Origin of the sequence: Coralloluteibacterium thermophilum (assembly GCF_042654365.1) — a bacterium.
In the GTDB taxonomy this organism is placed as follows: domain Bacteria; phylum Pseudomonadota; class Gammaproteobacteria; order Xanthomonadales; family Xanthomonadaceae; genus Coralloluteibacterium; species Coralloluteibacterium thermophilum.
On sequence record NZ_JBHSGG010000022.1, the window covers coordinates 23,420 to 37,596 of the forward strand.

A 14,177-nucleotide genomic window follows, 5' to 3' on the forward strand; every position below is an offset into this window, starting at 1 on the left:
ACCAAGGGGCATGTGCCGGTGGCTCCGGCCGCGCGCCGCCGCGCCGGGCGCGCGCATGCGCTACCCTCCCCGCCCCTCGTCGAGCGCCCCGCCATGCGTCCCATCGCCGCCCTCCTCTGCCTGCTCCTCGTCGCCGCACTCGCGGCGTGCACCGATCCCGGCCCGCCGCCGGGCGGCAGCGTGGACGAACTCACGCGCATCGACGAAGCGAGCGGCGAAGGCCCCGTGGCGACCCCGGGCAGCACGGTGACCGTGCACTACACCGGCTGGCTCTACGACGAGGACGCGCCGCGGCAGCGCGGGGCGAAGTTCGACAGCTCGCACGACCGCGGCGAGCCCTTCTCCTTCCTGCTCGGCGCAGGACGCGTGATCCGCGGCTGGGACGACGGCGTCGCCGGCATGCGCGTCGGCGGCCGCCGGGTGCTGCTCATTCCGGCCGAGGAGGCCTATGGCCGGCGCGGCGCCGGGCGGGCCATCCCGCCCAACGCCTCGCTCGTGTTCGAGGTCGAACTGCTCGGCGTCGAAACGCCCTGATGCCGGCCGATGCGGTGCACGCGCCCGGGGCCGTCGTCGTCGGCGGGGGCCCGGCCGGGCTGATGGCGGCCGAGGTGCTGCGCGCCGCGGGCATCGAGGTCGACCTGTACGAGGCCAAGGGTTCGGTCGGCCGCAAGTTCCTCATCGCCGGCAAGGGCGGCCTCAACCTCACCCACTCGGACCCGTTCGGGACCTTCGTGGGGCGCTACCGCGAGCGCGCGGACGCCGTGGCGGACTGGCTGCGCGACTTCGATGCCGACGCGCTGCGCGCCTGGGCCCGCGGGCTGGGGGTGGAGACCTACGTCGGCAGCTCGGGCCGCGTGTTCCCGCTCGACCGCAAGGCGGCGCCCCTGCTGCGCGGCTGGGTCCGGCGGCTCAAGGACAGCGGCGTGCGCATCCACGTCAACCACCGCTGGCGCGGCTGGAGCGAGGACGGCCTGCTGTGCTTCGACACGCCCGACGGCTCACGCCGGGTCCGTGCCGAGGCCACCCTGCTGGCCCTGGGCGGCGGGAGCTGGCCGCAGCTCGGCTCGGACGGCGCGTGGCAGGCGCTGCTGCGCGCCCAGGGCGTCGAGGTCGCGCCGCTGGCGCCCGCCAACTGCGGCTTCGACGTGGGCTGGAGCGCGCACCTCGCGGAACGCCACGCGGGGGCGCCGCTGAAGCCCGTGGTGGCCCACTGGCTCGGCGCCGACGGCACGGAACGGGCGCTGCAGGGCGAATGCGTCCTCACCGCGACCGGCATCGAGGGCAGCCTGGTGTACGCCATCGGCGCCGACCTGCGCGCGGCGATCGCGCGCGAGGGCGAGGCCGTGCTGCATCTCGACCTCGCGCCGGGCCGGCCGCTCGCGCGCCTGGCCACGGCGCTGTCCCAGCCCCGCCGCGGCCGCTCGCTCGGCGAGCACCTCCGCCGCCACACCGGCCTGGACGGGGCCAAGCTCGCGCTCGTGCACGAGAGCATCGACCGCGCGCGGCCGCCGGAACCGGACGCGCTGGCCGCGCTGGTCAAGCGCCTGCCGCTGCGCCTGCGCGCGCCGCGCCCGCTGCCCGAGGCCATCAGCAGCGCCGGCGGCGTGCGCCTGGAGGCGACGACCGCCGGGCTCGAACTGCGCACCCTGCCCGGCGTGTTCTGCGCCGGCGAGATGCTCGACTGGGAAGCGCCGACCGGCGGCTACCTGCTGGCCGCCTGCTTCGCCAGCGGTCGCCATGCCGGCCTGGCGATGGCGCGCCGGCTGCAGCGCGGCGCACCCTGAGCGGGCGTCGCCACCGCAGGATGCATGACGCGGCACGCCCGGCTCGGCGACAATCGTCGGCTGCCCTCGGGCAGCAGGTTCGTATCGGCACGGGGGATCGGCGGTGAACGCGGGACGCAGCAAGAGGACATCCTCGGGGACGGGCGCCGCCGCGGCCTGGCTGATCGCCGGCGTGCTCGCGGCGTGTGCCGCCCTCCTCGGTCCGTCCTGGGCGCTGGCGCAGCTCGACGCTACGCCCGCCGCACTGGTCGCCGCGCATGCCTACCGCCTGCCACTGGCCGTCGGGCTGTTCTCGCTGGCGCTGCTGGCGGCGGTCACCGTCCTGTGGCGCCGACACGGCTTCCGCACCGCCCCGCCCGTGGTGCGCGCGCTCGCAGCGCTGCCGGCACACGAGGTCGAGGCACTGGTGGCCGAGGCCCATCGCCAGCGCGGTTTCCTCGTCCACCGCACCGCGCTGGGCGGCGCGGACGGCGCCAACCTCGTCCTCCGCCGCGACCGGCAGGTCGCACTGCTGCAATGCGCGCACTGGCGCCGCAGGATCCGCCTCGCGCACCTGCAGAAACTCTGGCAGCTCGTGCAGGACCACCGCGCCGACCGCCTCGTGGTGCTCGGCCTGCGCGACGTCGCCCCCGACGCCCTCGCCTTCGCGCGCGGCCACGCCATCGAACTGGTCGTCGACGACGCATTGCTCGCCCTGGTCGAGACCATTCCGAAGGACGACGCGGTCCTGCCGCCGCCCGAGGACACGACGCCGCCCCCGAAGGTGGTCGGCTGCTCCACGGTCTCGACCGCGCCGGCCTGCCCGCTGTGCCAGGCGCCGACGCGCCTGGTGCGGCGACACGACACGCAGCGTCCCTACTGGCGCTGCGTGCGCGCCCCGGACTGCGACGGCACGCACGCCGCCTGAACCGCCGGGCGCGCTCTCGACGCGCCGCGAATGTCCTTGCCGCTAGCGTCGGGTGCTGCAGCCGTCGGGCTGCATCGACCCGAACAGGACAGCGCATGCACATCCAGACCAACACCGACAACCACATCGAAGGCCGCGATTCGCTGGCGGAGCACGTCGAGCACGTGGTGGAGACCCAGCTCGCCCGCTTCCGGGACCGGATCACGCGCGTGGAGGTCCACCTCGGCGACGTGAACGGCGGCAAGTCGGGCAGCGGCGACAAGCGCTGCATGATGGAGGTACGGCCGGCGGGGTTGCCGCCGATCAGCGTCACCGCACACGCCGACAACCTGCGCGACGCCATCCGCGGCGCCGCCGCGAAGCTGCAGAGCGCGCTGGGCTCGGCGCTGGGCAAGCGCGCCGACCAGGGCCGCGCCCCGGGTGCGCCCGCACCGCAGTCCGAACAGGCGGGGGCGGACGAGGAGATCGACGAGGCGCCGCACCAGGCCGGCGCGGGCGGCTAGAGCGGCCGCAACGCGCCCAGCAGGATGCCGAGCTCGCGCAGTCCGTCCACCGCGAGCCCGGCCATCTGCTGGGCGCCCTCGGGGGAGAAATGGGTGTCGTCCTGCACCCCGTCCGGATGGTTCGGATGCCCCGCGGGCACCCACAGGAACAGGCGCCGCGAGGCGACCTCACCCAGGTCGGCGAGGAGCTCCGCGCTCTCGCGCTGCATGTCCACCAGGGGGACGTCGAGTTCGGCCGCGACCTCGCGCACCAGCCCCGGGTAGGCGCCGTGAGTGTCGACCAGCCTGCCGTCGACGAAGTGCCGTCGGGCCGCCGGCGTGAACAGCACGGGCAGGGCCTGGCGCGCGCGCACCTCGGCCACGAACCGGCGCAGGTTGGCGGCGTAGGCCTCGGGCGGGGTGTGGCGGTCCGCGCGCGACGAGGCGTCGTTGTGGCCGAACTGGATGAAGACCGCATCGCCCGGCTGCAGGGCGTCGAGCAGGGCCTGCCACCGGCCCTCCTCGACGAAGGTGCGGGTGCTGCGGCCGTCGGCCGCATGGTTCACGACGCGCGCCTGGGCCGGATCGAGATAGGCCGGCAGCGCCTCGCCCCAGCCGGTCTCGGGACGCCGGTCCGCGGACTTCTCCGCCATCGTGGAGTCGCCCGCCAGATGGATGGCGAGCGGCGCCGCCACGGCCGGCTGCAGGACGGCGGCGAGCAGGACGACGGCGAGGCGGAGGGAAACCATGCGGGACCGGACCGGGATCAACGTGCGGCCACGCGCAGGTTCTCGATGGCGCGCATCGCCGCCTCGACGTGGCGGCGCGAGGGGTCGGCGAGGTCCTGGGCATGCAGCACCACCAGGCGGTCGCCGACGATCAGCGCGTACATGGTGCCGCGCATCGCCACCTCGCCGTGGTTGCCGGTCCAGTTGGCGCGCGCCATGCGGTGGCCATCGACCTCCAGCATCATCGGCTGCGAGGCGGCGAAGCCGCTGCGGCGCCGCTCGATGCCGCCGAGGAACTCGCGCAGGTAGGTGATGGCGGCGCGGTCCGGGTCCATCCCGGCCGCGGGCGACGAGGAGAAGGTCTGGGTGGTCACCTGCAGCAGCGCCCCGACCGGGCTTCCCGGATCGCGGCGGACGAAGGCCGCGGTCTCCGCGCCCGGCGCGGGCGTCTCGACGGTCGGGCCTTCGAAGCCCTCCGGCACCTCCAGCGCGACCGCGGGGTTCCGGTAGGTCGCCGCGCCGGCGGCGAAGGCGACGGCCAGCAGGGCCGCGCCCGCGGCAAGACGGAGGATGGTGGACATGGCGGTCCTCGCTCGGGGGGAAGGCGCCACTTTTCCACGAAACGCGGCGCCCGGCGAGAGGTCGACGCAGAGCGTGAAGGACGCGTCAAGGTAGCGGCGCCGGCCCGGCATGCGGACAATGCGCCACCTCACCGCAGGGGCATGTCGCCCGCTGCGCCGATCAAGGAACGGTTCCCATGCCCTCCCCCTCCTCCGCCCGGCCGTCCACGGGCAAGCGGATGTTCTGGATGCTGCTCGCGGTCGCGATCGTCTTCGGCGGCATCTTCTTCGTGAAGTGGTTCGGCAACCGCGCCATGAACCAGTTCCTGGACAACATGCCGCAGCCGCCCGCGACCATCTCCGCGGCGGAGGCGGTGCGCGAGACCTGGAGCGAGGCGGTGCAGGCGGTCGGCACCCTGGAGGCCGTCAACGGCGCCAACGTGACCACCGAGGCCGGCGGCGTGGTCAGCGCCATCCACTTCGAGGCGGGCCAGGAGGTCGCTGCCGGCGACGTCCTGCTGCACCTCAACGCCTCGACCGAGATCGCCACGCTGCGCGCGCTGGAGGCCTCCGCCGAGCTGGCGCGCACCCAGGCCGAGCGCTACCGCGAGCTGGGCGAGCGCCAGCTGGTGTCGCGGGCCGAGATCGACCAGCGCGCCAGCGAGGCGGCGAGCACCCTGGCGCAGGCCGAGGCGCAGCGCGCCCTGATCGCGCAGAAGACCATCCGCGCGCCCTTCTCCGGCGTGCTCGGCATCCGCCGGGTCAACCTCGGCCAGTACATCGGCCCGGGCGACGCCATCGTCAGCCTGCAGTCGCTGGACCCGATCTTCCTCAACTTCACCCTGCCGCAGCAGCGCCTGGCCGAGGTACGCACCGGCCAGCGCGTGGTGGCGAGCGTGGACGCGCAGGACGGGCGCAGCTTCGAGGGCGAGATCACCGCCATCGAGCCGGAGGTCGATCCCGACACCCGCAACTTCATGGTGCAGGCCACTCTGCGCAATCCCGACCGCAGCCTGCGCCCCGGCACCTTCGCGCGGGTGAGCTTCGATCTGGGCGAGCCGACCGAGGTGGTGGTGATCCCGCAGACCGCGATCAGCTTCAATCCCTACGGCAACTCGGTGTACGTCATCACCGAGGCGGCGCCGGAGGACGGCGAGGCCGCCGGGCAGGCGCCGACGCTGGTGGTCAACCAGCGCTTCGTGCGCACCGGCGCCACCCGCGGCGACTTCATCGCCGTGCTCGAGGGCCTGCAGCCCGGCGAGCGGGTCGCGAGCAGCGGCCTGCTCAAGCTGCGCAACGGCGCGGCGGTGGTGATCGGCGAGGACGCTCCGGAGGCGCAGGCGCGCCCCGAGGTCGATAACCGTTGACGGACCGGGCGCCGCCTCCGGCGGCGCGACCGGCTTCGCCCGCGCGAGCGGGCTGGCGTGACCGAGACCACGCGATGAAATTCACCGACATCTTCGTCAACAAACCGGTACTGGCGGTCGTCGTCAGCCTGTTCATCCTGCTGCTCGGCCTGCGTGCCGGCGCCGAACTCAACGTGCGCCAGTACCCGGAGCTGCAGAACGCGGTCATCAACGTCAGCACGACCTACTTCGGCGCCGACGCGGACCTGATGCAGGGCTTCATCACCACGCCGCTGGAGCGCGAGGTCGCCAGCGCGGAGGGCATCGACTACCTGGTGTCCACCAGCGCCGCCGGCATCAGCACCATCCAGGCCTACCTGCGCCTGGACGTGGATCCCAACGAGGCGCTCACCCAGGTGGCGGCCAAGGTCAACAAGCTGCGCGGCGAACTGCCGGCGGAGTCCGAGGACCCGGTGGTCGAGCTGCAACAGGGCGAGACCACGGCGGCGATGTACCTGTCGTTCTCCAGCGACGTGCTCGACAACAGCCAGATCACCGACTACGTGGTGCGCGCGGTGGAGCCGCGGCTGGCGACCATCCCCGGCGTGCAGCGCGCGGAGATCATGGGCAGCGGCACCTTCGCGATGCGCGTCTGGCTCAAGCCCGACCGCATGACCGCGCTGGGCGTCACCGCCTCCGACGTCAACGCCGCCCTGCAGGCGAACAACGTGCTGTCGGCGGTGGGCTCGACCAAGGGACACCTGGTCTCGATCGACCTCACCGCGCGGACCGACCTGCGCACGCCCGAGGAATTCCGCCAGCTGGTGGTCCGCTCCGCCAACGGCGCCATCGTGCGCCTGGGCGACGTCGCCGACGTGGTACTGGGCTCGGAGAGCTACGCGACCTCGGTGGCCTTCAACGGCGAGAGCGCGACCTTCATCGGCGTGTTCGTCGCGCCGGACGCGAACTCGCTGGACGTGATCCGCGAGGTCCGCCGGGTGTGGGACGGCGAGATCCTGCCCCAGCTCCCCGAGGGCATGCGCGCCGACGTGCCCTACGACAGCACCGAGTACATCGAGGACGCCATCGCCGAGGTGATGCGCACCATCATCGAGGCGGTGATCATCGTCATCGTCGTGATCTACCTGTTCCTCGGCTCGCTGCGCAGCGTGCTGATCCCGGCGATCGCGGTGCCGCTGTCGCTCATCGGCGCGCTGTTCCTGATGCTGCTGATGGGCTTCACCATCAACCTGCTCACCCTGCTGGCGATGGTGCTGGCGATCGGCATCGTGGTGGACGACGCCATCATCGTGCTGGAGAACGTGCACCGCCACATCGAGGAGGGCCTGAGCCCCTACGCCGCGGCGATCAAGGGCGCGCGCGAGCTGGCCTGGCCGGTGGTGGCGATGACCACGACCCTGGTCGCGGTGTACCTGCCGATCGGCTTCCAGGGCGGGCTGACAGGCGTGCTGTTCGTGGAGTTCGCCTTCACCCTGGCGGGCGCGGTGCTGCTCTCCGGCGTCATCGCGCTCACGCTGACGCCGATGATGTGCGCGAAGATCCTCAAGCCCCACCGCGGCGAGAAGGGCCGGCTGGAGGCATGGCTGGACGCGCGCTTCGAGCGCCTGCGCCTGGCCTACCAGCGCCGGCTGTCCTCGGCCCTCGACACCCGCTCGGTCGTGCTGGTGTTCGGCGCCATCGTGTTCGCGCTGATCTTCCCGCTCTACATGACGATGCCCGCGGAGCAGGCGCCGCAGGAGGACCAGGGCTTCGTGTTCTCGCTCGGCACCGCCGACCCGTACACCACCCTGGACAGCCTCGAACGCTCCACCGCGGAACTCACCCGCATCGCCGAGGAGACGCCGGAGGTCAGCAACTTCTTCCTCATCAACGGCGGCATGGGCGGTGCCGGCGGCGGCGCCACGACGAACGCGATCGCGGGCTTCGTGCTCGAGCCCTGGGGCCAGCGCGAGCGCACCACCCAGCAGGTGCTCGACCAGGACATCACGCCCCGCATCGGCGCGATCAGCGGGCTCAACACCTTCGCGGCCATCCCCCCGGCGCTGCCCACGGCGGGCGGCGGCGGCACGCCGATCAACTTCGTGGTCGGCGGCATCGGCCCGCTGGAGAACCTGCAGGAACTCGCCGACGAGATCCTCCAGCGCGCGCAGGCCAGCGGCCGCTTCATCTTCCTCGACACCGACCTCAAGATCGACAAGCCGCGCATCGACGTGGTGGTGGACCGCGAGAAGGCCGCGCTGCTCGGCATCGACATGCGCACCCTGGGCGCGGACCTGGCGTCCATGCTCGCCGGCGGCTACACCAACCGCTTCGCCCTGGACAACCGCTCCTACCGGGTGATCCCGCAGGTGCAGCGCAGCGACCGCCTCAACGCCGACCAGCTCGCGAACTACTACACCCGCACCCGCGAGGGGCAGCTGATCCCGATGTCCACGCTGATCTCCTTCGAGGAGAGCGTGCAGCCGCAGCAGCTCAACCGTTTCCAGCAGCTCAACGCGGTGACCATCTCCGGCGTGCCGCGCCCCGGCGTGACCCTGGGCGACGCGCTCGGCGTGCTGGACCGCGCCGCGGCCGAGGTGCTGCCGCAGGGCTACAGCGTCGACTACGGCGGCGAGTCGCGGCAGTTCAAGCAGGAGGGCTCGGCCTTCCTGCTGACCCTGCTGCTGGCCCTGATCGTGATCTACCTGGTGCTCGCGGCGCAGTTCGAGAGCTTCCGCGATGCGCTGATCATGATGCTCACGGTGCCGATGGCGATCTCCGGCGCGCTGCTGACGCTGACGGTCGTGAGCCTCCTCAACGGCATGCAGCTCACCAACCTGCCGGGCGCGACCATCAACATCTACACCCTGGTCGGGCTGATGACCCTGGTGGGCGTGATCGCCAAGCACGGCATCCTGATCGTCGAGTTCGCCAACACGCTGCAGGTCGAGCGCGGCCTGTCCCGGCGCGAGGCGGTCGAGGAGGCCTCGGGCATCCGCCTGCGCCCGGTGCTGATGACCACCGCCGCCCTGGTGTTCGCGATGTTCCCGCTGCTGACCGCGAGCGGCCCCGGCGCCGCCTCGCGCTTCGCGATGGGCCTGGTGATCGCCAGCGGCATGTCGATCGGCACGCTGTTCACCCTGTTCGTGCTGCCGGCGGTCTACCTGCTGCTCGCCCGCGACCACGCCGCGGATGCGCGGCGCGAGACCGGCGGCGACCGCGAGATCGAGCTCGCCGAGCCGGCCCAGTAGCCGCCCCGACGCCGGCCGCCGCGCGCGGCCGGCGTCGTCAGCGGATCAGGCGGCTGACCGTCCTGAACGCCGGGTGGGCGCTGGTGTGCAGCCACTCGAACAGCACCATCTCGGTGCCGACGACGTCGGCGCCGTAGTCGCGCAGGCGCTGCAGCGCCAGGTCGCGGTTGCGCGGATCCCGCGAACCCACCGCGTCGGCGACCAGCTTGACCTCGATGTCGTGCTCGAGCAGGCCGATGGCGGTCTGCAGCACGCACACGTGCGCCTCGCAGCCGGCGAGCACGACGCTGCGGCAGGCCGGCAGCCAGTCGAGGAAGCCCGGTTCCGCCGTCGCCGCGAAGTGGCGCTTCGTGAAGGTGTCCGCGCACAGCGCGCGCAGCGCGGGGACGTTCGGCCCCAGTCCCTGCGGATACTGCTCGGTGCCCAGCACGGGCACCCCGAGCGTCCCCGCGGCGGTCGCCAGCCGCAGGCAACGGTCGACGACGGCCTCGCCGTCGTGGATCGCGGGCAGCAGACGTTCCTGGACGTCGACGATGAGGAGCACCGTGTCGTCGGTGCGGCAGAGGGCGTTGGACATGGCGGTGCCGTCGGGGGCGGCAGGCCAGCGTAGCGCATGGGGTGCCGGCGGGCGCCGTGCCGGGGGATCTGCGGAGGCAGGCCGTCCGGCCTCCGCTCCCGCCTGCGATGCTCGGCTCGATCGGGCGCAGGATCTGCATGCAGCGCTCCCTACCTCGTCATCCCGGCGATCGAAGGGATGCGGCTCTGCATCCAGGCAGGTCCAGAGCTTCCGCGCCTGCGGCGCGGGTTCCTTTTGTCTTGGCAAAAGGAACCAAAACCGCCTTCGCCCGGCCGCTCGCCGGCGCTGACGCGCCGGTGCCCTGTGCTCCTCGGTCGAGGCGGCGGCGGGCGAACTCGCTTCGCTCGGACAACGCCCGCCTGTTCTCCGCCTCGCCCTGCGGTGCTCGGCTCGCTCTAAGGGCGAAGAAGGTCACGAGCAACGGCAACGGCAACGGCAACAGCTAAGGCAACGGCAACGACACGCACGCTCCTGCCTTGGCCTTGGCCTTGGCTTTGGTTTTGCCGTTGGCTCTGGCTCTGGCCGTTGCTCTGCCATCCCGCGTTAGAGCGAGCCGAGCATCGCAGGCGGGCGCGGAAGGAAGGCGGCCGTTGTCCGAGCGAAGCGAGTTCGGCCGCCGCCGCGCCCGGCGAGACGCGCAGGGCACCGACGCGAAGCGTCGGCGAGCGGCCCGCGGGAGCGGTTTTGCCTACTTTTGCCAAGACAAAAGTAGGCCGCGCCGCAGGCGCGGAAGCTCTGCACTTGCAGTTGCTCTGCGCGTGGATGCAGAGCCGCATCCCTTCGATCGCCGGGATGACGAGGTAGGAGCGCTGCATGCAGATCCCGCGCCCGATCGAGCCGAGCATCGCAGGCTGGCGCGGAAGACAGGCGGCCGCTGTCCGAGCGAAGCGAGTTCGGCCGCCGCAGCGCCCGGCGAGAAACGCAGGGCACCGGCGCGTCAGCGCCGGCGAGCGGCCGGGCGAAGGCGGTTTTGGTTCCTTTTGCCAAGACAAAAGGGACCCGCGCCGCAGGCGCGGAAGCTCTGCACCTGTCGTTGTTCGGCCGGCGGCCTTACTCCGCGGCCGCTGCCGGGGTAAAGGGTGCTGGTCCGTCACCGCCAATGGACCCAACCGACGGCACTCCCGTCGCCCTCGCCGAATCCGGAAGATCGCGCGGTTCGCCTCCCGCAGGAAATTCCATGTTCCGACCCGTCGTCCTCGGCATCGCCCTGGCGCTCGCCGCCCCTGCCCTCGCCGACTCGCCCAGCAAGCTGCTGCGCTTCCCCGACATCCACGGCGAGCGCATCGCCTTCGTGCATGCGGGCGACATCTACGTGGTGAACGCGGCCGGCGGTACCGCGCAGCGGCTGACCTCGCACCCGGGCCAGGAGCTGTATCCGAAGTTCTCGCCGGACGGCAGCCAGATCGCGTTCTCCGCCGAGTACAACGGCACCCGCCAGGTCTACGTCATGCCGGCGGCGGGCGGGCCGCCGCGCCAGCTCACCTGGTACAACGACATCGGGCCGCAGCCGCCGCGCGGTGGCACCGACTACCGCGTGCTGGACTGGACGCCGGACGGCAGCCACGTCGTGGTGCGCACCAACCGCAACCCGAGCAGCAACCGCGACGGGCGGCCCTACCTCGTGCCGGTCGACGGCGGCATGGAACGGCCGATGCCCATCCCCGAAAGCGGCGGCGGCATGCTCTCGCCGGACGGCAGCCGGTTCGTCTACACGCCCATCGACCGCGACTTCCGCACCTGGAAGCGCTACCGCGGCGGCCGCGCGCAGGACGTCTGGGTCTACGACCTCACGGCCGACACCTCGCTGCGCCTGACCGACGACCGGGCCACCGACCACCAGCCGATGTGGGTGGGCGACACGGTCTACTTCGTCTCCGACCGCAACGACAGCACGCTCAACCTGTACGCGATCGCCCCCACCGGCGGCGAGCCGCGCAAGCTCACCGACTTCTCCGACTACGACGTGCTGTGGCCCTCGGCCGGTCCGGAGGCCATCGTGTTCGAGAACGGCGGCGCGATCTGGCGCTTCGATCCCGGCAGCGGCGAGGCGGCCCAGGTGCCGATCCGCGTGACCGGCGACTTCCCCGAGACCCAGCCGCGCCACGTCAAGGCCGCGGAGTTCGTCGAGAGCTTCGACATCGCGCCGGACGGGCGGCGCGCGGCCTTCGCCGCGCGCGGCGAGCTGTTCACGCTCCCGGCGAAGGAAGGCGAGCCGCGCAACGTCAGCAACACGCCGGATGCGCGCGAGCACAGCGTCGCCTGGTCGCCCGACGGCCGCTGGATCGCCTACTACTCCGACGCCTCGGGCGAGTACGAGCTCTACATCCGCGCCCAGGACGGCAGCGGCGAACCGCGGCGGATCACCCACGACGGCGACATCTGGCGCTTCACGCCCGTGTGGTCGCCGGACTCGGCGCGCCTGGCCTTCGGCGACAAGCGCCAGCGGCTGCGCGTGGTCGAGGTCGCCAGCGGGCGCATCGTCGAGGTGGATCGCAGCACCCGCGAGGACATCACCGACTACACCTGGTCGCCGGACTCGCGCTGGCTCGCCTACGTCAAGACCGGCCCCGGCCGGAATCCGTCGATCTGGGTGCACGACCTCGCCAGCGGGCGTTCCAGCGCCCTGACCGACGGCACCGCCCCGGTCAGCAGCCCGGCGTTCGACCCCGAGGGGCGCTGGCTCTACTTCCTCTCCGACCGCGACTACAACCTCGCCTTCAGCAGCTACGAGTTCAACTGGCTGTACAACAGGTCCACGCGCATCTACGCGGCGGCGCTGCAGGCCGACGGCCCGGCGCTGTTCCTGCCCAGGAGCGACGAGACCGCCATCGAGGGCGCAGGCGAGGCGGCGCCGGCCGAGCCGGCGAGGCAGGTGCGCATCGACATCGAGGGCTTCGCCGAGCGCGTGCAGCCGCTCAAGGCCGAGGCGGGCTCCTACTCGAACCTCAAGGCCAACGCCAAGGGCGTGTTCTTCCTCACCGGCGGCGACCGCCCGGGCGAGCCCGGCACCCTGCGTTTCCTGGAGACCGAGGGCGAGCGTCCGGCGAACGTCGCCGCCGGCGTGCGCAACTACGCGCTCTCGGCCAACGGCGAGAAGGTGCTCGTCCAGCAGGGCCGCAACTTCTCCATCGTCGACGCGACCGGCGCCGAGGGAGACGCCCTGGCCTCGCGCGCCGAACAGAACCGCCTCAAGACCGACGCCTGGGAACTGCGCATCGATCCGCGCCGCGAGTGGAACCAGATGTTCGTCGACGCCTGGCGGATCATGCGCGACTGGTTCTACGACCCCGGCATGCACGGCCAGGACTGGCCGGCGATCCGCGCCCGGTACGAGGTGCTGCTGCCCCACGTCAACGCGCGCGCCGACCTGGACTACCTGCTCTCCGAGCTCGCGGGCGAAGCCAACGCCGGCCACGTCTACGTCGAGTCCGGCGACCAGCCCAAGGTCGAACGCCGGCCGGGCGGCCTGCTCGGCGCGGAGATCGAGGCCCATGCCTCGGGCTATTTCCGCATCGCGCGCATCTTCCCCGAGGACGCCAGCGACGTCGCCGCGCGCTCGCCGCTTTCGGCGCCGGGCGTGGACGTGCGCGACGGCGACTACATCCTGGCGGTCAACGGCGTGGATGCCCGCAGCGTGGGCAACGTCTACCGGTTGCTGGAGAACACCGGCGGCAAGGTGGTGACCCTGCGCGTCAACGGCAGCCCGAGCGAGCGCGGCGCGCGCGAGGTACGGGTACGGACGATCGAGTCGGAGCAGGAACTGCGCTACGCCGACTGGGTACAGCAGCGCCGGGCCCTGGTGGACCGGCTCTCCGGCGGCCGCATCGGCTACATCCACGTGCCCAACACCGCGGTCGAGGGCAGCCGCGAGATGTTCAAGGGCCTGGTCGCCTACGCGGACAAGGAGGCGCTGATCATCGACGACCGCTACAACGGCGGCGGCTTCATCCCCGACCGGCTGGTCGAGCTGCTCGCGCGGGAACCGCTCAACTACTGGAAGCGGCGCGGCCTCGACCCCAACGCCACGCCGCTGCTGTCGCACCGCGGGCCCAAGGCCATGCTCATCAACGGCCTGTCCAGCTCCGGCGGCGACGCCCTGCCCTACTACTTCCGCAAGCTGGGCCTGGGCACCCTCATCGGCACCCGCACCTGGGGCGGCCTGATCGGCCTCTCGGGCACGCCGCGCCTGGCGGACAACGGCGCGGTGCTGACGCCGACCTTCAGCTTCATGGACACCGAGGGCAACTGGGCGGTGGAGAACGAAGGCGTGGCCCCGGACATCGAGGTGATCGACCGCCCGGAACTCGTCGCAGCCGGCCGCGACCCGAGCATCGAGCAGGCCGTGCAGGTCCTGCTGCGCGAGCTCGAGGCCAACCCGGTACGCCCCGTCGTCGCCCCGCCCGCGCCGACGGTGTTCCCGCCGCCGACGCGCTGAGGGACCGCCAGGCCGCGGCACCGTGCCGCGGCCTGGCCCGGCGGCCCGAAGATTCCCGGCCCCCCGACCGCAGGCGAAGCGCGTCCTGCCTCGCCCCGGCGCGCGCG

The 14,177-nt window shown here is 72.5% G+C and carries 10 protein-coding genes; 7 read left to right on the forward strand and 3 right to left on the reverse strand.

Annotated features, from left to right (window positions below):
* The first annotated feature begins 93 nt into the window (after positions 1-93).
* From ACFO3Q_RS07685 to ACFO3Q_RS07700, 4 genes are all read left to right on the forward strand, one after another.
* On the forward strand, positions 94-534 hold the full coding sequence (locus ACFO3Q_RS07685; RefSeq protein ID WP_377004065.1) for an FKBP-type peptidyl-prolyl cis-trans isomerase: 441 nt from the start codon (positions 94-96) through the stop codon (positions 532-534).
* On the forward strand, positions 534-1,784 hold the full coding sequence (locus ACFO3Q_RS07690; protein ID WP_377004066.1) for a TIGR03862 family flavoprotein: 1,251 nt from the start codon (positions 534-536) through the stop codon (positions 1,782-1,784). Before ACFO3Q_RS07685 ends, ACFO3Q_RS07690 begins: the two co-directional genes overlap by 1 nt.
* Positions 1,785-1,887: 103 nt before the next feature.
* Positions 1,888-2,691: a restriction endonuclease gene (locus ACFO3Q_RS07695; RefSeq protein WP_377004067.1), complete on the forward strand. Its 804-nt coding sequence runs from the start codon at positions 1,888-1,890 to the stop codon at positions 2,689-2,691.
* 95 nt (positions 2,692-2,786) lie between these two features.
* Complete coding sequence (locus tag ACFO3Q_RS07700) at positions 2,787-3,194, forward strand: HPF/RaiA family ribosome-associated protein (protein WP_377004068.1); 408 nt, start codon at positions 2,787-2,789, stop codon at positions 3,192-3,194.
* Here the strand turns inward: ACFO3Q_RS07700 and ACFO3Q_RS07705 are convergent.
* On the reverse strand, positions 3,191-3,922 hold the full coding sequence (locus ACFO3Q_RS07705; protein ID WP_377004069.1) for a rhamnogalacturonan acetylesterase: 732 nt from the start codon (positions 3,920-3,922) through the stop codon (positions 3,191-3,193). The genes ACFO3Q_RS07700 and ACFO3Q_RS07705 overlap by 4 nt on opposite strands.
* 17 nt (positions 3,923-3,939) lie before the next feature.
* A complete protein-coding gene (locus ACFO3Q_RS07710) occupies positions 3,940-4,482 on the reverse strand; it encodes a hypothetical protein (protein ID WP_377004070.1) in 543 nt (180 codons plus the stop codon).
* A 176-nt stretch (positions 4,483-4,658) separates the two neighbouring features.
* On the opposite strand from ACFO3Q_RS07710, the gene ACFO3Q_RS07715 reads away from it, so the two are divergent.
* Both ACFO3Q_RS07715 and ACFO3Q_RS07720 read left to right on the forward strand, forming a co-directional pair.
* Positions 4,659-5,828 carry an efflux RND transporter periplasmic adaptor subunit gene (locus tag ACFO3Q_RS07715; protein WP_377004071.1) on the forward strand — a complete coding sequence of 390 codons (1,170 nt, stop codon included), beginning with the start codon at positions 4,659-4,661 and terminating at the stop codon, positions 5,826-5,828.
* Positions 5,829-5,902: 74 nt separating this feature from the next.
* The gene (locus tag ACFO3Q_RS07720; RefSeq protein WP_377004072.1) at positions 5,903-9,058 is read left to right on the forward strand and encodes an efflux RND transporter permease subunit; all 3,156 of its coding nucleotides are present in this window, start codon (positions 5,903-5,905) and stop codon (positions 9,056-9,058) included.
* A 37-nt stretch (positions 9,059-9,095) separates the two neighbouring features.
* On the opposite strand, the gene ACFO3Q_RS07725 is transcribed toward ACFO3Q_RS07720, so the two are convergent.
* Entirely contained in the window at positions 9,096-9,635 is a 540-nt protein-coding gene (locus ACFO3Q_RS07725; RefSeq protein WP_377004073.1) for an isochorismatase family protein, read from the reverse strand.
* 1,177 nt (positions 9,636-10,812) lie between these two features.
* Between ACFO3Q_RS07725 and ACFO3Q_RS07730 the strand changes: the two genes are divergently transcribed.
* Entirely contained in the window at positions 10,813-14,070 is a 3,258-nt protein-coding gene (locus tag ACFO3Q_RS07730; protein WP_377004074.1) for a S41 family peptidase, read from the forward strand.
* The last annotated feature ends 107 nt before the right edge of the window (positions 14,071-14,177 follow it).